The 22,254-nt window shown below is 67.6% G+C and carries 15 protein-coding genes and 1 pseudogene; 6 read left to right on the top strand and 10 right to left on the bottom strand.

What is annotated here, in order from left to right; genetic code table 11:
- Nucleotides 1–102: 102 nt before the first annotated feature.
- On the bottom strand, nt 103–993 hold the full coding sequence (locus AB0E63_RS36025; RefSeq protein ID WP_360376130.1) for a phosphotransferase: 891 nt from the start codon (nt 991–993) through the stop codon (nt 103–105).
- Nucleotides 994–1,018: 25 nt separating this feature from the next.
- On the opposite strand from AB0E63_RS36025, the gene AB0E63_RS36020 reads away from it, so the two are divergent.
- Entirely contained in the window at nt 1,019–1,810 is a 792-nt protein-coding gene (locus AB0E63_RS36020; RefSeq protein ID WP_360376127.1) for a class I SAM-dependent methyltransferase, read from the top strand.
- On the opposite strand, the gene AB0E63_RS36015 is transcribed toward AB0E63_RS36020, so the two are convergent.
- Nucleotides 1,769–2,857, bottom strand: coding sequence for a DUF3068 domain-containing protein (locus tag AB0E63_RS36015; protein WP_360376124.1), 1,089 nt, complete (start codon nt 2,855–2,857; stop codon nt 1,769–1,771). The genes AB0E63_RS36020 and AB0E63_RS36015 overlap by 42 nt on opposite strands.
- A 100-nt stretch (nt 2,858–2,957) precedes the next feature.
- Here AB0E63_RS36015 and AB0E63_RS36010 point away from each other — a divergent pair, with 100 nt between their 5' ends.
- Both AB0E63_RS36010 and AB0E63_RS36005 read left to right on the top strand, forming a co-directional pair.
- Nucleotides 2,958–4,718, top strand: coding sequence for a hypothetical protein (locus tag AB0E63_RS36010; protein ID WP_360376121.1), 1,761 nt, complete (start codon nt 2,958–2,960; stop codon nt 4,716–4,718).
- Nucleotides 4,715–5,929, top strand: a complete 1,215-nt coding sequence (locus AB0E63_RS36005; protein ID WP_360376118.1) for an acyltransferase — start codon at nt 4,715–4,717, stop codon at nt 5,927–5,929. Before AB0E63_RS36010 ends, AB0E63_RS36005 begins: the two co-directional genes overlap by 4 nt.
- A gap of 1,955 nt (nt 5,930–7,884) precedes the next feature.
- On the opposite strand, the pseudogene AB0E63_RS36000 reads toward AB0E63_RS36005, so the two are convergent.
- Both AB0E63_RS36000 and AB0E63_RS35995 read right to left on the bottom strand, forming a co-directional pair.
- A pseudogene (locus tag AB0E63_RS36000) lies at nt 7,885–9,894 on the bottom strand (DUF3367 domain-containing protein); the annotation flags it as partial.
- Nucleotides 9,891–10,637, bottom strand: a complete 747-nt coding sequence (locus AB0E63_RS35995) for a class I SAM-dependent methyltransferase (RefSeq protein ID WP_360376115.1) — start codon at nt 10,635–10,637, stop codon at nt 9,891–9,893. The gene AB0E63_RS35995 and the pseudogene AB0E63_RS36000, both read right to left, overlap by 4 nt.
- 117 nt (nt 10,638–10,754) lie before the next feature.
- Here AB0E63_RS35995 and AB0E63_RS35990 point away from each other — a divergent pair, with 117 nt between their 5' ends.
- The gene (locus AB0E63_RS35990; protein WP_360376112.1) at nt 10,755–11,939 is read left to right on the top strand and encodes a glycosyltransferase family 4 protein; all 1,185 of its coding nucleotides are present in this window, start codon (nt 10,755–10,757) and stop codon (nt 11,937–11,939) included.
- Here the strand turns inward: AB0E63_RS35990 and AB0E63_RS35985 are convergent.
- Together AB0E63_RS35985 and AB0E63_RS35980 are read right to left on the bottom strand one after the other, a co-directional pair.
- Complete coding sequence (locus tag AB0E63_RS35985) at nt 11,827–12,087, bottom strand: DUF2613 family protein (RefSeq protein WP_360376135.1); 261 nt, start codon at nt 12,085–12,087, stop codon at nt 11,827–11,829. The genes AB0E63_RS35990 and AB0E63_RS35985 overlap by 113 nt on opposite strands.
- Nucleotides 11,979–13,691 (bottom strand): hypothetical protein, encoded by a 1,713-nt coding sequence (locus AB0E63_RS35980; protein WP_360376109.1) that lies wholly within the window; start codon nt 13,689–13,691, stop codon nt 11,979–11,981. Before AB0E63_RS35980 ends, AB0E63_RS35985 begins: the two co-directional genes overlap by 109 nt.
- Before the next feature lie 37 nt (nt 13,692–13,728).
- On the opposite strand from AB0E63_RS35980, the gene AB0E63_RS35975 reads away from it, so the two are divergent.
- Nucleotides 13,729–14,994 carry a polysaccharide biosynthesis protein gene (locus AB0E63_RS35975; RefSeq protein WP_360376106.1) on the top strand — a complete coding sequence of 422 codons (1,266 nt, stop codon included), beginning with the start codon at nt 13,729–13,731 and terminating at the stop codon, nt 14,992–14,994.
- Nucleotides 14,995–15,012: 18 nt separating this feature from the next.
- Here AB0E63_RS35975 and AB0E63_RS35970 read toward each other — a convergent pair whose 3' ends face one another.
- From AB0E63_RS35970 to AB0E63_RS35960, 3 genes are all read right to left on the bottom strand, one after another.
- Nucleotides 15,013–16,002, bottom strand: a complete 990-nt coding sequence (locus AB0E63_RS35970) for an ABC transporter permease subunit (protein WP_360376103.1) — start codon at nt 16,000–16,002, stop codon at nt 15,013–15,015.
- Nucleotides 16,003–16,006: 4 nt separating this feature from the next.
- The gene (locus AB0E63_RS35965) at nt 16,007–16,942 is read right to left on the bottom strand and encodes a carbohydrate ABC transporter permease (protein WP_360376100.1); all 936 of its coding nucleotides are present in this window, start codon (nt 16,940–16,942) and stop codon (nt 16,007–16,009) included.
- Nucleotides 16,943–17,018: 76 nt separating this feature from the next.
- Nucleotides 17,019–18,773 carry an extracellular solute-binding protein gene (locus AB0E63_RS35960; protein WP_360376097.1) on the bottom strand — a complete coding sequence of 585 codons (1,755 nt, stop codon included), beginning with the start codon at nt 18,771–18,773 and terminating at the stop codon, nt 17,019–17,021.
- A gap of 245 nt (nt 18,774–19,018) precedes the next feature.
- Between AB0E63_RS35960 and AB0E63_RS35955 the strand changes: the two genes are divergently transcribed.
- Nucleotides 19,019–19,498, top strand: coding sequence for an NUDIX domain-containing protein (locus AB0E63_RS35955; RefSeq protein WP_360376095.1), 480 nt, complete (start codon nt 19,019–19,021; stop codon nt 19,496–19,498).
- Nucleotides 19,499–19,502: 4 nt separating this feature from the next.
- Here the strand turns inward: AB0E63_RS35955 and polA are convergent, their stop codons facing one another.
- Nucleotides 19,503–22,217, bottom strand: coding sequence for a DNA polymerase I (polA, locus tag AB0E63_RS35950; protein ID WP_360376132.1), 2,715 nt, complete (start codon nt 22,215–22,217; stop codon nt 19,503–19,505).
- Nucleotides 22,218–22,254 lie beyond the last annotated feature (37 nt).

Genomic DNA, 22,254 nt, shown 5'->3' with positions numbered 1-22,254 from the left:
GGTGCATCGGCGTGCTGGAGCGAAGGTCTCGATGCGGAGCATCGTGGCCTTTGCGCCAGTGCGGCGAGGTGCCGTGCCGAGTGCCGCGCAGCACGGACGGGGTCAGCACACACCCCCAAGGGCGGGTCGTCCTCCAGAGAGGGTAGCCGTGTCCGCCATCCGAGCAACCTGAGCGTGGGCGGCGGCTGCGATCTCGTGCTCGGTGGAGCGGGCGGCCAGGTCCAGCAGCGCCCAGAGATCGGCCGCGCGGCCCAGGTCCACGAGCGGCTCCCCCAGCCCGAGCCCGCTCCCCCGGAGCACGCTCAGCACCGCCCCCGCGAGCACCGGATCGACGCAAAAGCGGAAAAGGTTTCCCAGATCCGTGTACGGCGATCCCGCGTGAGCGAACTCCCAGTCGATCAGCCCGGTGATCCGCGCGGTCGCCGGGTCCACCAGCAGGTTCTTCGGATTGAAGTCGCTGTGCACCAGGCAGACCCGGTCGACCCCCTCGGCCAGCACGTCCTCGGCCGCAGCGATCACGCCGGCGAAGTTCTCCGCCTGCTCCGGGCTGAACCCGAGGTCGAGACCCTCGACGTACTGCTCCAGATCGCCCGACCCGAACGGCTCGATCGCCAGTTCGCCGTCCCGGAACAGCCCGAAGGTCAGGAACGGCATCCCGCTCAACCGCACCAGGAGCTCCCCCAACTGCTCCCCGACCGTCCGGCGCTCGTCCTCCCCCGCCGTCTCCAAGTAGACCTGCAGGTTCACCCCAGGCAGCCGCTCGGTCAGCAGATAGGGCGGGTCCTCGACGGATCCTTCACGCTTCGCCTCCAGCACCCGCGGCACCGGCAGTAGGCCGCGGACCAACTGCAGCAGCGCCGCGTCGATCGCCGCCCGCCCGGGGTCCTTCACATACAACTTCAGTACGGCGTCCTCGCCGCCGGCGCTGACCGCATACGTCTGACCGCCGTACCCGCCCGTCAGCGGGACAGCGCTGGCCGCGAAATCACTCATACCGCTGAACACTAGAGTTTCCTCTGTGACTGGGCCGGTGCGGGTGGAGTTGACCGAGGCGGAGACTTCGCGGGCCAGCCGGGCCTACTGGAACGCGGCGGCCGGCGAGTATCTGGCCGAACATGGTGACTTCCTCGGTGACGACCGCTTCATCTGGTGTCCCGAAGGTGTCGACGAGGAATCGGCCCAGCTGCTCGGTCCGGTCCGGGGCAAGCGCATCCTCGAGGTCGGGTGCGGCGCCGCGCAGTGTTCACGCTGGTTGGCCGGGCAAGGTGCGAACGTCGTCGCCTTCGACATCTCCGTCGAGCAGCTGCGCATCGCGCGCCAACTCGACGCGCGGACCGGCACGGCGGTACGCACGGTCGCGGCCGATACCGTCGCGCTGCCCTACAAGAGCAGCACGTTCGACATCGTTTGCTCGGCGTTCGGCGCACTGCCTTTCGTGGCCGACGCCGAGACCGCGCTCCGCGAGATCGGCCGAGCGCTCAAGCCGGGCGGGCTGCTCGTGTTCTCGGTGACGCACCCGTTCCGCTGGACCATGCCGGACGACCCCAGCCCGGCCGGTCTGCGGATCACCCATTCCTACTTCGACCGCACGCCGTACGTGGAGGTCGACGACGCCGGTACGCCGGTCTACGCCGAGCACCACCGCACCACCGGCGACTGGATTCGCGCACTCACCAGCGCCGGCTTCGTCATCGACGACCTGCTCGAGCCCGACTGGCCGGCCGGGCACGAGCTGGTCTGGGGCGGCTGGGGACCGGACCGCGGCCGGCTAGTCCCCGGCACCGCCATCTGGTCGGCCCGGAAGGCCTGACCGCACGGCCACGAAGCCCAGCAGGAGCAGTCCGAGGATCAGCGAGAGCAACGGCACCCAGAAGCCGATGAGGTGCAGCTGGGTCGCCTTCGACTGGTAGCCGCCTTCGTCGTGACCGTTCTCGACCGCGCCCTTGACGTTCTTCTTCACGGTCGCGTCGTCGTACGCGATCGTGACCTTGGTGGCGGTCAGCTTGTCCTCGCCGTCGTACGCGATGGTGGCGAGCTGCTGCTCACGACCCTTGATGATCGCGCCGGTGACCGGCTCGACCCACAGCGTCCGGGTGTTCTTGTACGTCCGCTGCACCTCGACGGAATCCTGGCCGAGCTGGTCGACCAGGCTCCCCGGCACCTCGAGCGGCTTCGCCAGCGGCACCTCTTGCTTCGGGATGTCCTGCTCGAAGACGTAGACCTTGAGGCCGTCCAGCTTGGTCGTTTCCTTGTACGTGATCGGGAACGCCTTGCGCAGCGTGGTGTCCCAGAACTGGTACGTCTTCTTCTCGGTGCCGAACGGGAACTTCAGCACCAGACCCTCATGTCCCTTGAACAACGCGCTCTTCGGGTCGGGCTTGAGCCGGTCCGCCTTCTCCAGCGTGGTGGCGATGTACTCGCCGCTGTTGTCGTCACCGGACGGGTTCCAGCGCACCGCCTCACCCGTGTGCGCGTCCAGCACGACCCGCTCCTGGACGAAGCTCAGCGGCATCAGGCCGGTCAGCGACGCGTCGTCGGGGAACTGATAGTTCTTCGAGTCGTCCGTCACCACCGCGGTGTCGAACACGACCACCTTGCGGTTCAGCGCCTTGCTGATCTTGTCGGCGGCGGCCACGTCACCACGGACGGTCCGCCGTGCTTCCAGCTCGACACCCTTCTTCTCCTTCAGGTCCGCGACGCTGAAGATAGTGGCGTCCGGCCCGGCCGACACCGTGTGCGCGATCTGGTCCGCGGGCGCCACCGCCAGCGTCGGATACGCATAGAACCTGGCCAGCGCCGCAACGCCGACGAAGAACACCCCGAGCCCGATCAACGCCGCTCGACTACGAGTCCCCACTGCATCCCCTCCTGGTCTGTTCGCGGGACGCTACCAGCGGGTAGCCACCTTGAACAGACGATGCGCGAGGGAATTTCGAACTGTCATATAGTCGCGCCGCATGAGGGGGATCCGGACACTGCCGACGGCACCGCAGACATCGGCTCTCCGCGGCGTCGTCGTGGCGATCGCGGTGCTGCAGTCGGCCGTGCTCGGAGTGCTCGCGCGCCGGGGCTCGTGGCTGAGCGACGACCTCGACTTCCTGGTCCAGGGCGGTCGCGGCTTCGCGCCGGCCGAACTGCTCACGCCGGTCAACGACCACATCGCGCCGGGCCTGCGGTTCTTCTACGCGGTCTTCGCCACGGTCGCGCCGCTCGACCACGACTTCACCGTCGGCTGGCGGGTGGTGATGCAGGCGATCGCGATCGTCCTGATGGGCCTGCTGCTGATCCGCATCCTCGGCTCGAGCTGGTGGGTCGTCGCCGGCACGCTCTTCTACGCCCTCACGCCGCTCAGCATGCCGTCGTTCATGTCACTGTCGAGTGGCGTCAACAACCTCTCCGCCCACGTCTTCGGCTTGCTGTTGCTGCACGCAACCATCGACTGGTACGACGACCACCGCCGGCGAGCCATTGCCTACGGCCCCCTATCGCTCCTGATCACCCTGGCCTGCTGGGAGAAGTCAGGCCTGATGCTGTTCACGGCCGTCGCCCTGGCGCTCTATCTCCGCACCGAGCCGATCCGCCCCTGGCTCCGCCGCACCTGGCCCTTCGCCGCCGCCCTCACTGCCCCGATCGTTGCCTTTGGCATCCTCTACCTGACCCAGGGCAACCCGTCAACCGGTCAGCTGCCCGGGCCGCGCCAGCTGCTCGAGCTCCTCGCTCGAGGCTTCGGTGTCCCACTGTCCGCCCTGACCGGCGGTCCCTGGACCTGGGCCGGCACCGGGCAGTCGATGAGCCTCGCCGCACCTCCCGTCGCGGCCTTCGTGATCGGCGCGCTCGTCGCCGCTGTGGTTCTGACGACCGCCTGGCGACGGGACCGGCGCGCCCTGCTGCTGTGGGCCTCGGTCGCCGCCTATGTCCTGGTCACGGTGTTCTTGGTGTCCTACGGACGCTTCCGGGTGTTCGGGTCGGTCTTCACCGTGCACTACCACTATTGGTCCGATCTCTCGATCCCGCTCACGTTGGCCGTGGTGCTGTCGCTGAGTACGGTCCGGTTGCGGCTGGTCGTCGTACCCGTGGCCTGTTTGGTCGTCGGCGTGGTCGTGTCGGACGCCGGATTCGCCCGGGAGTGGGGCAAGAACCCGGCAAAAGGGTACTTCGCCACCGTCACCACGGAGCTGGATCGGGCCGGCCCGAACGTGAATCTCTGGGACACCAACTTGCCGCCGACCATCGGAACAGCTCTGATGTCCGACCCCCGGCTGTCACCGGTGCTGAGGATGGCTGGGATCCCGTTCCAGTTGCAGTCTCCGAGCAGTGAGCCACTGATCGTCGACGACACCGGACACCTGCGTCCCTCCCAGCTGGCGGTGTGGTCGCGCAGCGAGCCCGCCAAGGAGCCGGACTCGTTCTGCAACCACCTCATGCACGGCACCGAAACACTCAGCATTCCGCTGGCCCCGACGCAGAACGAGGTCGCCACCGCGGACTGGTTCGTCAAAGCCGCCTACTTCTCCAACCGGGAGAACAGCGTGTCGATCGAACTGGTGGACGGCGACGGCAACGTTGCTGCGCTGCCGTCGGCGAAGTGGCCCGCGGGACTCGGGAACATGTACTTCGGTCCGTCGCGGCGGATCAAAGCCACGGAGGTCCGGCTACGCTCCTCCGATCCCGCAACGAACCTGTGCGTGCAGAACCTCGAGATCGGATTGCCTAGATGAGGACCAGATTCCCGGCGCTGGACGGGCTCCGGGCCATCGGTGCGCTTGCGGTGCTCACCACGCATGTCGGGTTCCACACCGGCGCGTCGCTGAGCGGGCCGTTCGCCGGGGTGCTGTCGAGGCTGGACGTCGGGGTGGCGATCTTCTTCGCGATCTCCGGGTTCCTGCTCTACAGGCCACACGCCGTGGCGTGGTTCGAAGGCACACTGCCCCCGCTCACCTTGCCCTACGTACGCAATCGGGCCCTCCGGATCCTGCCGGCGCTCTGGGTCGCCATAGTGCTCGCCGCTCTGCTCGTACCGCACAAGGACGGCGTGAGCTGGGCGACGTACCTCCAGCACGCGACACTCACCCAGATCTACTTCGACGGGATCGCGGCGGACGGGCTCACCCAGCTGTGGAGTCTGGCCACCGAGGTCGCGTTCTACCTTCTCCTGCCCGCGTTGGCGAAGCTTCTGACCGGGTACGAGCGTCCCACCCGACGCAGTGTGCGCTGGCGACTCGTCGTCCTCGGTGTGCTGACTGTCCTCGGACCGGTGTGGATGGCTGTAGTGAACGCGACCGGTCATCCGCAGGCAGGCCTCTGGTTGCCTGGCTACCTCGGCTGGTTCGCGGTCGGCATGGGGTTCGCACTGTGGCAGGTCGCCCGCACCAGCGGCCGCCTCGGGCCGTCCACCCTGGACACGCTCACCAAGATCCCTGGGACCGTCTGGGGAATCGCCGTGGCGCTGCTCTTGATCGCCGCGACTCCGGTGGCCGGGCCGTACAACCTGACCACGTCCACGGCCGGTCAGGCGTTCATGAAGAGCCTCCTCTACACCGGCGTCGCCGCGTGCGTACTCTTCCCGGCCGTGACACCGACTGCGCGCACGGCACGGGTCCTAGGTGGCAGGGTCGGTCATGTCGCCGGCGACATCTCGTACGGCGTTTTCGCGTACCACCTGATCGTGCTGAGCCTGATCGAGCAGATCAGCGGCTACGAGCTCTTCAGCGGGAAGTTCGCCGTACTGTTCTTCACCACGCTCGTCCTGTCGGCCGCCGTCGCCGCCGCGAGCTACTACGGGATGGAGCGGCCCATCATGCGCCTTGGCAGGCGGGACAAGTCGTACGACGTCTCACCGGAAGACAGCAGTGCGAGCGCGCAGCCGAACAAGATCGACGCCTGGACGACTCCCGAGGTCACACCTGCTCCCTCATCCGGCCAGGGCTGAACCACCGCCACCAGAGTCCCGAGCATCACCGCAGCGACGACCACCACGAGCAGCACCCATCTGGACAAGAACCACGAGCAGACTGCGGCCACCGCGACCGCACCCAGCCCGATCCAGCCGGACATGAACCACCCCGCGGCCAGACCGATGCCCAGAGCGAGCCATGGTCCGATGCTGCGACCTTCTCGCAGCCCATGTCCCGAGTGTCTCGACCTGCGTCGCCGGACGAACACCGCCATGCCGATGACTGTCAACAGACCGAGCAAGCCGACCAACAGGCCGGCCCGGTACGTCCGGTCCGGCATGAAGCGAGCGGTGACCACCTGCTCGGGACCTGCCGGCAGCACCCAGCCCTGCTGCCAGCCCTCGACGCGGATCGGGGTCAGCTTGTGGCCACTGCCGTCGTACGCTTCCCAGCCCTCGTTGAAGTTCTGGGCGACGGTCAGCACCGACTGCTCGTTCGCGGCCGGCACCTCGGCGGTCAGCTCTGCCGGGTTGGGACGCCACACGTCCACGCTCTGCACCGGCGTGGTGGACACGTCGCCGAACCCTGCCTTGGTCAGCGTCGTCTCGGTCGGTACGAAGCCGCCCCCGGCCAGGACGTCCACGTTGTGGCGTCCTGCCTGCAGTGGCACCACGGAGTCCTTCCCGCACGTGGTGAAGGTGACCGGCCGCCGCTGCAGCAGGTCCCGCACGGTCGCCTTCACCTGCGTATCCGCCGGTACGCCGTCGACGCGGACACCTGGGCCATAGCCGCAGTACGCCCCGGTCTGGCCGTTCAGGTCGAGTGCCTCGCGCAGATCGTCGGCACCGAGCACCCGGACCTCGGCCACGCCGACCGGTGCGGTCCGCGCGTACCCGGTCGCTGAGTCGAAGTCGACCATCGGTCTGGTCCCGGCGAAGTCCACCTCGACCGTCCGCGCCTTCCGCGCGCCGAACCGCACGTAGCCCTCGGGATCCACCGTGCTCCGCGTCGGTGGACTGCCGTCGAAGCGCAGCAGCACCTCGGCCGGGTGAGACGCGGTCAGGTACGGATCGGTGAGGAACTGCAGCCCGCTCAACTCCCGTGCCCTGGGCAACCTCAAGGTCAGGCTCGGCGCCGGGTCGCTGGGATCCGCCACCCAGCCGGTGCCGAGATCGCGGTCGACGGCTGCACCCGGCCGCCCCTCCGGAGCCGTGACGGCCCGGGACGAGGCGGAGGCGGTGATGGCCCCCGGTACGACGAGCATGCCCTCGAGAGTCGCGCCGTCCTTGGGCAGTGCGGTCCCCTGCAGCCGGTACGACGCCGCCTTGGGGAGCTCCACACTGCGCAAGAGCCCGGTCGGCTCCTCCGAGTCCTTGGCGTCGCTCTGCCGGCACAGCGGCCGGGTGTCGACGTGGAGGCAGGCAGACCGCCCGATCTGCTGGTTCCTGAACACCAGTGCGCTCGGTTGCCGGTCAGTGTCGGGCACGCTGAGCCTGCTGACGGCAGCCATACCCGGCAGGGTCACCTCGGCGATCGACACCCCGTTCGGGTTCCTGCCGTCGGTCACTCCGACACTGAGCCGCAGCCGCTGCGTCTTGCCCGGTGGAGTCGGGATGCTCTCCGGATCGGCTGATCCGGAGAGCACCGAGGTCATCGACCCGGCGTCCGTATCGACCTGCAGTGTCCGGACCGCTTCGGTGGTCGGCGGTGCCAGCGAGAACTGGACCTTCAGCCCGTCGACCGTGCGCGGCGACGCGAACGTCAGCTCCAGCCATTCACCACTGCTCCGGCCGAACGTTCCCGAGACCCAGCGACTGGACGGATCGCCGTCCACCGCGGCGAACGGTCCGTTGCCCGGTCCGGTCCGCAACGTGGCATCCGCATCCGCCGCGGACGAAGACGCCCGTACGTCGACGACGCCGCCACCCCACGTCCGCGTCGTACTCGGAGCCTTGGCGTCGACGTCGTACCCGAGGGTGCGGCGATGCTGGCGACCTTGTTCGGTTTCGGTGAGCACCGGCGAGTAGTTCTCCGCCGGGCGACCGACCGACACCTCACGGCGTTGCATGCCGTCGGTCTGGACCAGCGGCAGCCCGTCGAGCCGGCCCGCGGCGTCGGTGCTGGTGATCGCGTCACGGTCGCCGCCGAGTGCCGTCAGTGCGGCCGGTACGTCCTCAGCCGCGCCACGGACTTCCATGAGCCGCGACTGCGGAACCAGCCGGCCGGCGCTGGTGCTACCGACGTCGTAGATCTCCACGCTCGGGTAGGGCAGTCGCGTGTGCCCGTCGAGCGTCGCATCGGGCTGCTCGATGGTGCTGCCGGTGGCTGGGCCGAAGTGCGCCACTCGCTTGATCCCGGACTCCGCCAGGCTCTCGTGCACCGCCAACGTCGGCGTTACCTGTGCGTCGTACCTGAGGTCGTTGCGTACGACGACGTACCTGACTCCCGCACGTGTGAGCGCCTGTCGCAGTGTCTGGTCGCCGACGCCGGATCCGAGCCGGCGTTCCACCTCGTCCAGCCACCGCGTCGTCCCGGCAGACCCCAGCGGTACGGCGTCTCGCACGGCCATGGGGCGTTTCAGCAGGGCCTGGAACGGCTCGTCCTTGGTCGAACCCCAGGTGAAGTCCGCGAATGATGCGGCCGGGACGACCAGCACGCTGCCCGGTGCGGACTGGTTGTCGAGCCAGGTAGCGGCCTCCCGCCAGTGTGCGGGGATGGCGTCATACGACTCATGTCTGGGCAGCTGACCGAAGATGGCCGGCGTCGTCACCGAGACGACGAGGCAGGCGACCAGGACCGGGACAACCCGACGGTGGATCCCTCGCGCCACGGACCACTCCGCGAGCCGGCTCAGCGAATGCGCCGCAGCCAGAGTGAGCGGCAGACGCACGACCAGCTCGAACTTGTGCGTGTTGCGCAGTGCTGCCAGCGGTCCGTCGAGCAGGTCGTGCAACTGCGGCGCCAGTGGTGAGCCGGCCGCACCCGCGTGGCCCAGGGTCACCAGCAAGAGGCCCGCCACGAGCGACAGCTGCAGGAAGCCGCGGTTCTTGAGCGAGCCCATCGCCAAGCCTGCAAGGCCGAGCAGAGCGATCACTGCGGTGATCAGAATCAGCGTCGGCTGCGTGACGTAGAGCCAACCCGCCGGCCAGCTCGGTCCGTCGCCGCCGGACAGGAAGTTGAGCCACTGCGACGTACCACGGAAGGACTCGAACACACTTGCCGTACCGGTGGTCACTGCCGCGTCCTCGATCCAGTCGAGGAACGGCGGGCTGTACCGGCCGAGCAGCAGCAGTGGCACGAGCCACCAGGTCGACACCGCGACCACACAGCCCAACCAGCCGACCGCCACCTTCACCGTCGACCGGTCCAGTCGCCGAGTGATCAGCCAGATCGCAGGCAGTACGAGCGTCGCACCGGTCGCGACCGCGTTGACTCCCCCGACCAGTGCGAACGCCACGGCCGACCAACCGACCCGCCACCAACCGGAGCGGGCGCGCGGGGTGACGAGTGGCAGCAGTACCCACGGAGCCATCGCGATCGGCCAGACCTCGACCGACGTGATCGACAGTTCGCCGAGCATCCGCGGACTCAAGGCGTAGAAGAGCGCGACGGCGAAGCGCGTCCAGGGGACGCCGTACTGCAAGGCATTGCAGAGCTTCCAGACACCGAGGAAGGCGACACAGAGAACCAGAGACCACCACAGGCGTTGCGTGATCCAGTCCGGCACCGACAGCGAATCCAGAAGCCAGTGGAACGGGCCCATGGGCAGCAGATAGCCGTAGGCCTGGTTCTGCAGTTGACCGAACGCACCCAGTGGATCCCACAGGTGCAGTGCGCGAGCGAGGAAGCCACCTGGCGCGGCGGTGAGGTCGAGCTTGGTGTCGGGCACGATCTTGCCGGGCGCCTGGTGGAAGCACAGGGCGATCAGGAACAGGCAGCCCAGCACGAGCCTCGCTCGCCAGACCACCTGCTCCGAACTGCCGGCCTTCAGTCTCCTCATCGACGCCGGAGCACCAGGACGAGGTTCCAGGTCACGACCTCCCGCAGCGCGGGCACCGCGAGTACGCCGTACGCCCAGCGCGGGTGATACCTCGGCACCGCCGCGACGAGGTCCGCTTCCCGGCAAGCGTGTGCCCACCGCAGTCCCCCGGCCACTGTGATCGGGAACAGCGACTCACCGAACCTGTTCTTCGGCGGATGCCCCCGGCGGCGCTCGTACCGACTGGCGGCGCGGTGTCCGCCGAGGTAGTGCCAAGGCGCCGTCTCGTGACCGCCATGCGGTCCCCACCAGCCGGTGTACGACAGGAAGACCGTCCCACCTGGCCGGGTGACGCGAACCAACTCGTCAGCCATCAGCCACGGGTCGGGCACGTGCTCCAGCACGTTGGACGAGAAGCAGATGTCGACTGTGGCGTCTGCAACCGGCAGAGCCATTCCGCTGCCGAGCACAGTGCCCGGTGTGGGTTCACCGCGGCCGCTCAGCTCACCGAGGTCGGAATCGATCGCGTAGTACGTCGCTCCGGCCTGGCGGAACGCGTCGGCGAAGTACCCGGGTCCGCCACCGACGTCGAGCATCCGTGCACCGCGGAGATCGGCGTACTGACGCAGTTGGCCGACCGAGTCTGCAGCAAGCGTTTGGTAGAAGCGATCCGGGTCCGCCTGCTCGACACCGAACGCCCGGAACAGCCGGATCGCACGCCCGAGATCGGCCGTCCACTCCCGGTTGTCCGTGGTGTTCGTCATCACCTGCACAGGCGGGACATTAACGGATCTCGCGAGGTCTGGCGGACATCGTTACTCCTTGGTAACGTCCCCGGCCATTACCTCGGGGGAGGTGACCAGAGGGGTGGGGCTGACCAGGTGCGTGCGCAGAGCGTGCTGTTGCTGAATTGGCGGGACACGACGAACCCGGAGGGTGGAGGCTCGGAGCGCTATGTGGAGGAGGTGGCGAGAGGCCTTGCGGCATTGGGCTGGTCGGTGACCGTGCTCTGCGCGGCGTACCCGGGGAGCCCACGCGAAGCGCGTCGGCACGACGTCCGGTACGTATACCGAGGGACCAAGGTCACGGTGTACCTACGCGGCCTCCTGCACACCTTGGTGCATCGGCCGGACCGCGTTGTCGACGTGCAGAACGGACTCCCATTCTTTACCCGTCTCGTACGTCGTACCGTCGTCGTCCTCGTGCATCACGTGCACCAGGAGCAGTGGCAGGTGGTGTACCCGGGCTGGCGTGGCCGGCTCGGATGGTGGCTGGAGTCCCGCGTCGCACCACGCCTGTACGCCGATTGTCCTTACGTGACTGTGTCATCGGCGTCACGCGACGAGCTCCTCGGTCTGGGCGTCACCGACATCGAGGTGATCCACAACGGCACCGATCCGGCGCCGGCACGCCAGCAACCGAAGGCATCCGCGCCGACCGTGGTGTGTGTCGGCCGCCTCGTTCCGCACAAGCAACTCGAGCACGCCGTCGACGCGATCGCACAGGCACGCGAGGTCGTTCCCGACGCTCGCCTGATAGTTGTCGGCTCAGGCTGGTGGGAGGACTCACTCCGCACGTACGTCGAGGAGCGCGGCCTGCGGGACGCGGTCGAGTTCCGTGGCCACGTCAGCGAGGACGACAAGCACGCGGCGTACGACGAGGCCTGGGTGCTGGCACTGCCAAGCCTCAAAGAGGGTTGGGGTCTCGTCGTCGGTGAGGCCGCGGGACACGCCGTACCCACGGTGGCCTATCGGAGTGCCGGCGGGCCGAAGGAGTCCGTCCATGACGGAGTCTCGGGTGTGCTGGTGGACAGCCCTGCTGAGTTCGCCGAGGCGATCACTCAACTGCTGCAGGACGACGCCTTGCGGCAGCGGCTGTCGGAGGGAGCGTCGGCCAGCGCGGGCAGGTTCACCTGGTGTGCCGCCGCACTGGCCTTCGATCGACTGCTGACGCCTACTTCATCCCGTAGCCGACGATCGGCTCGTCCGCCTGCCCCTGGGTCTGACCGGGCGGCGGCGCCGGGTCCTCCTTCACCGACTGAACCACCCCGACAACCGTCGTGGTAGCCACCGCTAGTCCTGCGAGTACGGCGATGGCCGCACCGATCAGTGATCCCATGAAACGTGTCCCCTCCCGGTCAAGTGAACCGAAGAGTAACAACGCCGGACCACAGACACCAGAGCGGCGATCAAGGTCATTCCCGCGGCCGCCCAGGCAGCCAGTACGACGACAGTCCGCCAGAGCGCATGGTGTTGCGGGACAGGGGTCCCAGCGAGTCGGTAGACCGTCACAGTCGGACCGGAGAACTCCTCGGTGAGTCCGCGCATGAGAGTCCATGGTGTTGGTCCGCCGGCTTCACGGTCGACCACCACCCACCCGACGCCCTGCTGCAGCAAGACCGGTGTCGGATCGGTCCTGTCACGCATGGCCGCGCGGATCGCGGTTGCCACGGCGGCGGCACTCGGGTCCTCGCCCGCCAACCGGTGGCCGCTCACGATCAACTCGTCAGGGACGACTGAGGGCTGGGCGAAGTACCGCGGCATGGGGTCGAGCACCGGGCGGCGCCCGTTCCACACCGGTGCGCGATAGGACTCGAACGGCCAGGGGATGAAGCGGCCGGCGACCGCCTGCTGTGCCTGCTCCCACTCCGCCGGGTAGTGCGACACGTGCAGACCGGCTCCGCCGGAGAGCGCGGGTAGAGCCGCGATCGGCAGCAGCACCGCGGTGACTCCGACCACCTTCTGCAGGTGGACGTGTTTCAGCACCGCACTGATCGCAACGCCGAAGCCGATGGACTCGAGCAGGACCAGTGGTGGCAGGTAGCGCTGGCCGTCGCGGAAGAGGCCCGCCCCTGGTACGTGCGCGACGACTTGGGCGAACGCACCGGGCGCGACAACTCCAGCGAGCGCAATGAGCAGTGCGATGCCGGCAGCTACGACCAGGGCACCGACCAGGCGATCTCGTTGCCACCACAGGACTACGCCGGCCACCGAGGCAAGCAACATGACGAAGGCGAAGATCAGCGGCAACAGGTCCCCTCGGTTGCCGGGGACAACATTCGCGTTCCAGGCACCGCCCAAGGTGAGCAAAGTGGGCAGCGTGCCGCCATAGCCCTCGTCGCGAGCAGCGAACGCGGCCACCGAGGCGGGGTCGGTGGTCGAGCTTCCACCATGAGTGAGGCCTGCCACCAGCCACGGCGCGTTCAGCAGGACTGCCGCGCCCAGCGGCCACAGCTTGGGTGCTCGCGGTGGCCACAACAAGAGCAGCCCTGCGACCAGCAGTCCGGTGATTCCACCTGAGGCCGTCAGCGCGCACCCGGCGGAGGCGAGCACGAAGCCGGGCCAGCCCTCCCCCCGACGCAGTCTGACAGCGGACCGCACGAGCCACGGCAGGGCGGCGTACCCGAGGAGGAGCGCCCACGCACCCAACCGCAGTCGCTCGGCGACGAACGGGTTCCAGAGGTAGAGCGTCGCGGCGGCGGCGCCCGGCAGCGCGCCGCCAAGGCGGAGCTCGCGCCAGAGGGCTGTCATGCCGAGGCCGGACAGTAGCGGAATGGCTACCAGAACGAGCTTGTCCAGGACCTGGCCGCCAGTGACCTCGTCGGCCAGGGCGACGAGGATGTCGGACGGGACCGCCCGCGGCATGGCCGTTGTGACACCGAACAGGTCAAGTCGTACGGTGAGGTCCGGCACGAACACCAGGTCGTAGCCGACCACGAAGCCCGGAGCGAGCAGCGGAGCAGTGATCAGCAGGGTGAGCAGGACAGGCCACAACCACGGCAGGACGCGCTGCGCACGTTCTGACGCACGTTCTGACATGACCACCTCCCCACCCAATGCCCTGAGGCAGTAGAGCATGAGTTCTGACACCACTCCGGAGCAAGAGCCCAAGGCACCCCGCCTCGCGTTCCTGCGCAGCGCCACGGTCGTTGCCGTCGGCATGGCCATCATGAACGTCGCCGCCTACGGTTTCACCCTGATTAGCAGTCACCGCCTGATCCCGGAGCAGTTCGGTGCGATCACCGCGCTGCTCGGCCTGCTCTTGATCGGCAATGTCGCCTCACTCGGCCTGCAGGCGACCGGCGCCCGCCGGCTCGCCACCCACACCGGCTCCGGCAAGGACGCCGAGGCACTGTCCGACGCCATGCTCAAGGCCGGCCACCGTTCGGCGCTCGGCCTCACCGCAGTGTGCGTGGTGGCGACGCCCTTGTTCATGTGGCTGCTGCACATCGACTCCATAGTCGCGGTGCTGCTCCTCGCACCGACCCTCGGCTGTCTGACCCTGATGGGCTCACAACTCGGGGTCCTGCAAGGCAGCCAGCGCTGGACCGAGCTGGCCGCCGTCTACACCGCCGTCGGCGTCGGCCGCCTGGTGCTCGGCGGTGGTGCGCTGATCGTGCATCCATCGCTTGACTCGGCGATGATCGGTCTCGCTCTCGGCGCCGCCGTACCCGCTCTGCTGGGAGCTTTCCTCCTGCGCGGGTCCGCCGGGGCTTCGGCGGAGCACATCAAGGCGGCGTTGCGGGAGACGGTGCACGGCACGCACACGCTGCTCGCGTTCTTCGTGATCGCGAACGCTGATGTGCTGTTCGCGCGGGCGCTGCTGGACGGCACGGACAGCGGGTACTACGCGGCCGGGGTGATCGTGGCGAAGGCGTGCCTGTTCCTGCCGCAGTTCGTCATCGTGATCGTGTTCCCGTCCCTGGCCAGCTCCCCCGGTGACACCGTGCGGCTGCGCCGGGCGATCATGGCCGTCGCGGGGCTCGGCGTGTGCACGGTCATCGGCACGCTCCTGCTGCCGGACCTGGTGGTCACGATCATCGGTGGCAAGGAGAACTACGCACCACTCGGTCCGTACACCTGGCTGTTCGCGGTCTCCGGCTCGGCGTACGCCGTACTGCAACTGGTCGTGTACGCCGCGATCGCGCAGCAGGAGAAGCGCGCCGCGCTGCTGATCTGGGTCGGACTGGCCGTCCTCGCGGTCGCGGCCGGGATCGTCCTCGGCGCCGGGATCGCCACCGGGCTGACCGGCGTGAAGGTGCTGGTCGCGATGACCAGCACCTGCGCCTTGGTGCTGTCGGCCGCCCTGGCGGTGGGACTCCACCGCCAGGCGACCGACTAGCTCACCAGAGGCTGGCCATCACCAAAGGCTGGACCGCGCGAAGCGGCGAGCGAAGGTGTTGGCCAATACCAGCAGCACCAGGCCGATCATCGATCTGAACAAACCGATCGCGGTCGCATAGCTGAACTGCGGCACCGAAGACGCCAGACCGATCTTGTACACATAGGTGTCGATCACTTCGGCCACATCGAGGTTCAGGCTGTTCTGCATCAGCAGCACCTTCTCGAACCCGACCGACAGGATCGAGCCGATGTTCAGGATCAGCAGGATCACCGCCACCGGCACGATCGCCGGCAGATCGATGTGCCAGATCCGCCGCAACCGCGACGCCCCGTCCACGATCGCCGCCTCGTGCAGCTCCGGCGGCACACTTGTCAGCGCGGCGAGGTAGATGATCGCGGCGAACCCCATCGTCTGCCACGCTCCGGACCAGACATAGAGGTGCCGGAACATCCCGGAGTCGCCCATCAGGTTCGCCGGGCCGAACCCGAACAGGCCGATCAGCTTGTTCGTCACCCCGGTGTTCGGGCTGGTCAGTACGACGAGCAGACCCACCACGACCACCGTGGAGATGAAGTGCGGTGCGTAGGTGATCAGCTGCGTCGACCGGCTGAACCACTTCTTCCGGACCGTGTTCAGGCAGAGCGCGAGGATGATCGGCAACGGGAACGTGGCCACCAGCTCGTAGACGTGCAGGTACACGGTGTTCTTGATCAGCCGCCAGAACTGGTACGACTCCACGAACCGGTCGAAGTACTTCATCCCGGCCCACGGGCTGCCCCAGATCCCGGACACCACGTTGTAGTCCTTGAAGGCGATGATCACCCCGTACATCGGCCAGTAGGCGAAGATCGCCAGCCAGAGCAGCGGTAGCGCGAGCATCGCGTACAGCTGCCAGTTCCGGCGCATCCGCAGCCCCAGCCCCACCGCGTTCTTCGCCGTGCGCGTCCGCTTGTGCGCCGCCGTCCGCACCGACGAGCGGGCCTCTGCTTCTGTTGAGGTCGTCATACGCTCATCCCTTCAAGGAGCCCACCATGGCCCCCTTGACGAAGTGCTTCTGCACGAACGGATAGATCAGCAGCGGTGGGATCATCGCGATCACGATCAGCGAGTACTTCAGCTGCTGCTGCAGTTCCTGCATCTGCAGCAGTTTGCTGGTGTCCTGCATCTGGGACGGGTCGACCTTGGACTGGATCAGGATCTGGCGCAGCACCACCTGCAGCGGGAACAGGTGCTCGTTGGTCAGGTAGATCAGCGCGTTGAAGAACGAGTTCCACTGCCCGACCGCGTAGAACAGCAGGTTCACCGCGATGATCGGCTTGCTCAGCGGCAGGACGACCCGCCAGAAGAAGCTGAAGTCGCTACAGCCGTCCACCTTCCCCGCCTCGACCAGCTCCTCCGGGATCGTGACCATGAAGTAGGTCCGGGTGATGATCACGTTCCAGACCGCCATCGCGGTCGGCAGGATGATCGCCCAGCGCGTGTTCAGCAGTCCCAGCTGGTCGACCACCAGGTACGTCGGGATCAGGCCGCCGTTGAACATCATGGTGAATACGAACGCCCCCATGATCAGCCCCTTGCCCGGCAGCCCCTTCCGGGACAGCGGGTACGCCGCCAGCAACGTGAGGACCGTGGCCACCAGCGCCCCGGCGACCGCGTAGTACACCGAGTTGCCGAAGCTGCTGACGATCGCCTTGTAGTCGAAGATCGCCCTGTAGGCATCCAGCGTGAACCCGACCGGCCACAGCCAGACCTCGCCGGCGGACACCTTCCTGGTGTTGCTGACCGAGGCGCTGAGAACGTAGATCAGCGGGTACAGGATCGCCAGGCAGAAGAGGCCGAGCGCGGTATAGATGCAGGCCATCGCGATCTTGTCACCGCGGGTGTCCTGGATCGAAGCGCCGACCGCCAACCGCGTCTCGTCCGGCGGCAGCGTTCCGGTGCTCATCCACGTCCTCGCTTCGCTCCGGGCGCGGATGAGACACGAGACGCACTGTGCTTGATGATGAGCTCGCTCCGCTCTCTCATGCGTTGTACGTCTCGTAGGCGGCCTGCTGGAGGTCCAGGTACGGCTTCACTCCGATCTTGCTGACCCGGTCCTTGTAGTCGTTCCAGGCGCCGTCGTCGTTCGGGTCGAGCTGCCCGGTGAGGAACTTGGCGAACGACTGGTTCACCTCGCCCTTGAGGTTGGTCTTCAGCTCGGCCTCCTGCGCGGCCTGGTCCTGGTCCAGGGTGACCGGCGGGAACTGCATCTCCTGCGGCTGCTTGAGGGGGAAGAACCGCTCCTTGGTCTGCTCGTACAGCGGCTTCTCGAACGTGAGGTCGCCCGGCTGCACCCGCTCACCGAGCCGGAAGTCCTGGGAGCGGTACATCGGGTTGTCCTGGCCCCAGTTGAGGTTCTTCTGCGAGTTCCAGGTCGCGTCGAACCCGTACACCGCCTGCTTGCCGTTGATCCCGAGATCACCCTTCTTCGCCCACGCGAACTTCGGACCGCCGTACCCGCGCAGGATCGCCTCCAGCTCGTACTGCGCGTCGGCCCACTGGACGAGCAGATCCGGCTTGGCGCACTTCTTGGTGATCACCAGGTGCGACACCTCGACGCCGACGGTCAGGTAGTCCCAGGCGGCGTACTGGACGCCGTTCGGTCCCTTCAGCGGCGGACACGCCTCGTACTGACGCCAGCGGGCGTTCGGGTCCTTCTGGTCGATGTCGAGGAAGTTGCCCCAGTAGTTCGACCGGGCACCCCCGATCAGCGGTTTGCCCGGGGCGTTGCCGTAGCGCTTCAACTGGTCCCCGTCGGCGGTGAAGATGTCCCGGCTGATCAGCCCTTCGCGGTACAGGCCGTTCGCGTATTTCAGGCCCTCGCGCCACTCGTCCTTGTCGAACGCGACGTCGACCTTGCCGTCCTTGACCACCAGCCACGGTTCGCCCGGATCGTAGAGGAACGCGTTCATGAAGAACGGGTCGATGGGAGCCTCGTTGAAGCCGGCGAACGGGATCGTCTTGCCGTTGCCGGCCAGGTCCGCCTTCTTGAACGCGCGCAGTACCTCGCGGAACTCGTCGGTGGTCTTCGGCATCTCCAGACCGACCTGCTTGATCCAGTCGATGTTCAGCCACGCCCGTCCGTCGATGGCCCGGCAGTGGAAGCAGTCGTTGATGCCCGGGAACGAGTAGATCTTCTTGTCCGGCGCCTGGATCAGCTTGCGGGTCTCCGGGTAGTCCTTCATCGCCTGCTGCAGGTTCAGCGCGTAGGCGTCGATGTGCCCGCCGACGTCGGTGAAGAGTCCCTGCGCGCCGTACAGGAACAGCTGCGACCGGGTGAAGTTGACGCCCAGGAAGGCGTCCGGGATGTCGCCGGCCGCGATCATCGCGTTGACCTTGGTCATCACGTCGTCGTCGGTACCGCCGATCTGACTCCACTCGATGTGGACGCCGGTCTTCTCCTCCAGCCACTTGGTGAAGGCGTTGGTCTTCCAGTCACCGATCGTCACGTCCTGCTTGACGACGATCTTGAACGTCACCTTCTCGGTCGTGAGCGGTTTCAGCGTGCGGGCGACCGGTCCGACGTACCCCTCCGGGTACTGCACGGTGGTCAGCTTCGGGCCGAGGGTGACGCTGGGGGCGGCCTGGCCGGCGCCCGCGGCCGCGCCGCTCGCAGTGCTGGAGCCACTGCAGCCACTGAGCAGACCACCGCCGGCGGTCGCGGCGGTGAGTCCTAACGCCCCCGCGATGAGTGATCGACGACTGAGTGCCGGCGGTCGGGCATCGTCGTTCGGCATGGGTTCCTCCTAGGCGGCTGGGTCGGAACAAGCACGAAATATCCGAGAGCAATATCCGATAGGATCTCGGATCTTGCCCGGCAGAATGACAGAGAAAGACACCGTGCGGAAGACCTCGACAGCAACCGACCGAGATCGGCCGCTCACTGTCCGCATCTTGCGTGCAAACGCTTTCCGCTTACTGTCTATCGGACATCTTTCTTGCGGAAAGTAAGTGCTCCGGCCCGCTCGATAGGGTGCTGGGCATGGCGACCCCGAAGTTCATCCTCGAGCTGCGCGAGAAGATCGGGCACGACCTGCTCTGGCTCACCGGCATCACCGGCGTGGTCCTGAACGACCACGCGGAGGTCCTGCTGGTCCGGCGTGCCGACACCGGCCGCTGGGCCCTGGTCGAAGGCATCCTCGAACCGGGTGAGCAGCCGGCCCTCGGCCTGGCCCGCGAGATCCACGAGGAGACCGCGGTCGAGGTCGCCGTCGAGCGCCTCGTCAGCGTCCAGGCCCAGCCGCCGTTCAGCTACCCCAACGGCGACCAGGTCCAGTTCCTCGACCTCTGCTTCCGCTGCCGCTGGGTGCGTGGCGAACCGCGCGTGAACGACGACGAGTCGCTGGAGGTCGCCTGGTTCCCGCTGGCCGACCTGCCTCCGCTCAATCCCCGTGAACTGACGTCGATCGACAACGCCCTGTCCCCCGACCCGATGCCGTTGCTACCGGGGGTCGGGGGCTGACGCCCTAGTGCGCGGCTTCGTGCCAGGTGCGGCCGACGCCGACCGAGACGTCCAGGGGAACGGTCATCTCGACCGCGCGGCCCATGTCGCGGCGGACGAGCTCCTCGAGCGGCTCGCGTTCGCCGGGGGCGATCTCGAAGACGAGCTCGTCGTGGACCTGGAGCAGCATCCGTGACTTGAGGCCGGACTCGCGCAGCGACGCGTCGACCTTGAGCATCGCCATCTTGATCACGTCCGCGGCCGAGCCCTGGATCGGCGCGTTCAGCGCCATCCGCTCGGCCATCTCGCGGCGCTGCCGGTTGTCGCTGGTCAGGTCCGGCAGGTACCGCCGGCGGCCCAGGATCGTCTCGGTGTACCCGCTCTTGCCGGCGTCGATGACGATCGAGCGCAGGTAGTCGCGGACGCCCCCGAAGCGCTCGAAGTACTCGTCCATCAAGCCCTTCGCCTCGTCGACGCCGATCTTCAGCTGCTGACTCAGCCCGTACGCCGACAGGCCGTAGGCGAGCCCGTAGTTCATCGCCTTGATCTTGGCGCGCTGTTCCTGCGTCACCGCGGACGGCTCGACCGAGAACACCCGGGACGCCGTCACCGAGTGGAAGTCCATCCCGGAGTTGAACGCGTCGACCAGACCCTGGTCCTCGGACACGTGCGCCATGATCCGCATCTCGATCTGGCTGTAGTCGGCCGACATCAGCGACTCGTTGCCCCCGCCGACGATGAACGCCTGCCGGATCCGGCGGCCCTCCTCGGTCCGGATCGGGATGTTCTGCAGGTTCGGGTCGGTCGAGCTGAGCCGCCCGGTCGCCGCGATCGTCTGGTTGAACGTGGTGTGGATCCGGCCGTCCTTCGGGCTGATCGTCTTCAGCAGCCCCTCGACCGTCTGCCGCAGCCGGGTCGCGTCCCGGTGCGCCAGGAGGTACGCCAGGAACGGGTGCTCGGTCTTCTCGAACAGCGCCTGCAGCGAATCCGCGTCGGTGGTGTAGCCGGTCTTGGTCCGCTTGGTCTTCGGCATCTGCAGCTCGTCGAACAGCACGACCTGCAACTGCTTCGGCGAACCGAGGTTGATCTCCTTGCCGATCACGTCGTACGCCGCCGTCGCGGCCTCCCGGACTCCGGTGGCGAACCGCTCCTCCAGCTGCTCGAGATACGGCCGGTCGACCGCGATCCCGTCCCGCTCCATCCCGGCGATCACGTCGATCAGCGGGAGCTCGACGTCCGCGAGCAGCGCCGTACCGGCCTGCTTCTCGAGCTCGGCGTCGAGGGTGTCGGCCAGGTCGGCGATCGCCCGGGCGCGCAGCATCGTGTGATCCGCGGCCGGGCCGCCCTCGACGTCGTCGAAGCTGAGCTGGCCGTTGTCCGCCTCCTCGTTGCGCAGCTCGCGCTTGAGATACCGCACGGTCAGGTCGGCCAGGTCGTACGACCGCTGGTCCGGACGGGCGAGATAGGCACTCAGTTGGGTGTCCGAGCTCAGACCAGCTAGCGTCCAACCGCGCTCCAGGAAGCCGAGCAGCGGGCCCTTCGCGTCGTGCAGCGCCTTCGGCTGCTTCGGGTCTGCGAGCCAGGCCTGCCAGGCCGCGTCGTCGTCGGGCGTCAGTACGGTCGGGTCGAACCAGGCTGCCGCGCCGGAGGTGTTCGCCAGCGCCAGTCCGGTGATCTCGCCGGTGCCACGACCCCAGCTGCCCTGCACTGCGACGCCGACCCGCTCACCGGCGTTGACATGCTCCTTGAGCCAGGCGGCGACCTCCCCCGGCTTCAGCTGCACGCCCTGCAGCTCGAACCCGTGGTCGACGGTCGCGTCGACCTCCTCATGCTCGGCGACCAACCGCTCGCGCAGCACCCGGAACTCAAGGCTGTCGAACAGCGTGTGCACCTTGTCCCGGTCCCACGGCGTCCGGACCAGGTCGTCCACCACAACGTCCAGCGTCAGGTCGCGGACCAGCTCGTTGATCTGCCGGTTCCGGATCACGTCGGCCAGGTGCTCACGCAGCGACTCGCCGGCCTTGCCCTTGATCTCGTTCACCCGGTCGACCACGTCGTTCAGCGAGCCGAACTGGTTCAGCCACTTGGCCGCCGTCTTCGGCCCGACCCCGGGCACACCGGGCAGGTTGTCGCTCTGCTCCCCCACCAGCGCGGCCAGATCCGGATACAGCCGGGGCGGTACGCCGTACTTCTCCTCGACCGCGGCCGGGTCCATCCGGGCGATCTCGGACACGCCACGCTTCGGATACAGCACCGTGATGTCGTCGCTCACCAACTGGAACGCGTCCCGGTCACCGCTGCTGATCAGCACCTCGAAGCCCTGCTCGGCCGCCTGGGTGGCGAGCGTGGCGAGGATGTCGTCGGCCTCCCAGCCGTCGATCTCGGTGGTCGGGATCCGGAGCGCCTCCAGCACCTCCTTGACCAGCGAGACCTGACCCTTGAACTCGTCCGGCGACTTCGACCGGCCCGCCTTGTACTCCGCGTACTGCTCGGAGCGGAAGGTCTTGCGGGACACGTCGAACGCGACGCAGATGTGCGTCGGCTGCTCGTCGCGGAGCATGTTGATCAGCATCGAGGTGAACCCGTACACCGCGTTGGTGTGCTGCCCGGTGGTGGTGGAGAAGTTCTCCACCGGGAGCGCGTAGAACGCCCGGTACGCCAGCGAGTGCCCGTCCAGCAGCAGGATCCGCGGCCGGCCGGTGCCAGGCTGCGGGGCGTCCCCCGTGGTGCCCTTGGTCATCGTCGAGGTGTTGGTTTCTGGAGCCACGTACCGACTC

The organism is Kribbella sp. NPDC026596 (assembly GCF_040638415.1).
Lineage (GTDB): Bacteria > Actinomycetota > Actinomycetes > Propionibacteriales > Kribbellaceae > Kribbella.
This window is presented reverse-complemented; position numbering and strand designations above follow the sequence as displayed.

Excerpts from the sequence above, each read along its gene's own strand:
- AB0E63_RS36025 (WP_360376130.1), bottom strand. The coding sequence starts at position 993 with ATGAGTGATTTCGCGGCCAGCGCTGTCCCGCTGACGGGCGGGTACGGC.
- AB0E63_RS36010 (WP_360376121.1), top strand. The coding sequence starts at position 2,958 with ATGAGGGGGATCCGGACACTGCCGACGGCACCGCAGACATCGGCTCTC.
- AB0E63_RS36005 (WP_360376118.1), top strand. The coding sequence starts at position 4,715 with ATGAGGACCAGATTCCCGGCGCTGGACGGGCTCCGGGCCATCGGTGCG.
- AB0E63_RS35995 (WP_360376115.1), bottom strand. The coding sequence starts at position 10,637 with ATGACGAACACCACGGACAACCGGGAGTGGACGGCCGATCTCGGGCGT.
- AB0E63_RS35980 (WP_360376109.1), bottom strand. The coding sequence starts at position 13,691 with ATGTCAGAACGTGCGTCAGAACGTGCGCAGCGCGTCCTGCCGTGGTTG.
- AB0E63_RS35975 (WP_360376106.1), top strand. The coding sequence starts at position 13,729 with ATGAGTTCTGACACCACTCCGGAGCAAGAGCCCAAGGCACCCCGCCTC.
- AB0E63_RS35970 (WP_360376103.1), bottom strand. The coding sequence starts at position 16,002 with ATGACGACCTCAACAGAAGCAGAGGCCCGCTCGTCGGTGCGGACGGCG.
- AB0E63_RS35965 (WP_360376100.1), bottom strand. The coding sequence starts at position 16,942 with ATGAGCACCGGAACGCTGCCGCCGGACGAGACGCGGTTGGCGGTCGGC.
- AB0E63_RS35960 (WP_360376097.1), bottom strand. The coding sequence starts at position 18,773 with ATGCCGAACGACGATGCCCGACCGCCGGCACTCAGTCGTCGATCACTC.
- AB0E63_RS35955 (WP_360376095.1), top strand. The coding sequence starts at position 19,019 with ATGGCGACCCCGAAGTTCATCCTCGAGCTGCGCGAGAAGATCGGGCAC.
- polA (WP_360376132.1), bottom strand. The coding sequence starts at position 22,217 with ATGACCAAGGGCACCACGGGGGACGCCCCGCAGCCTGGCACCGGCCGG.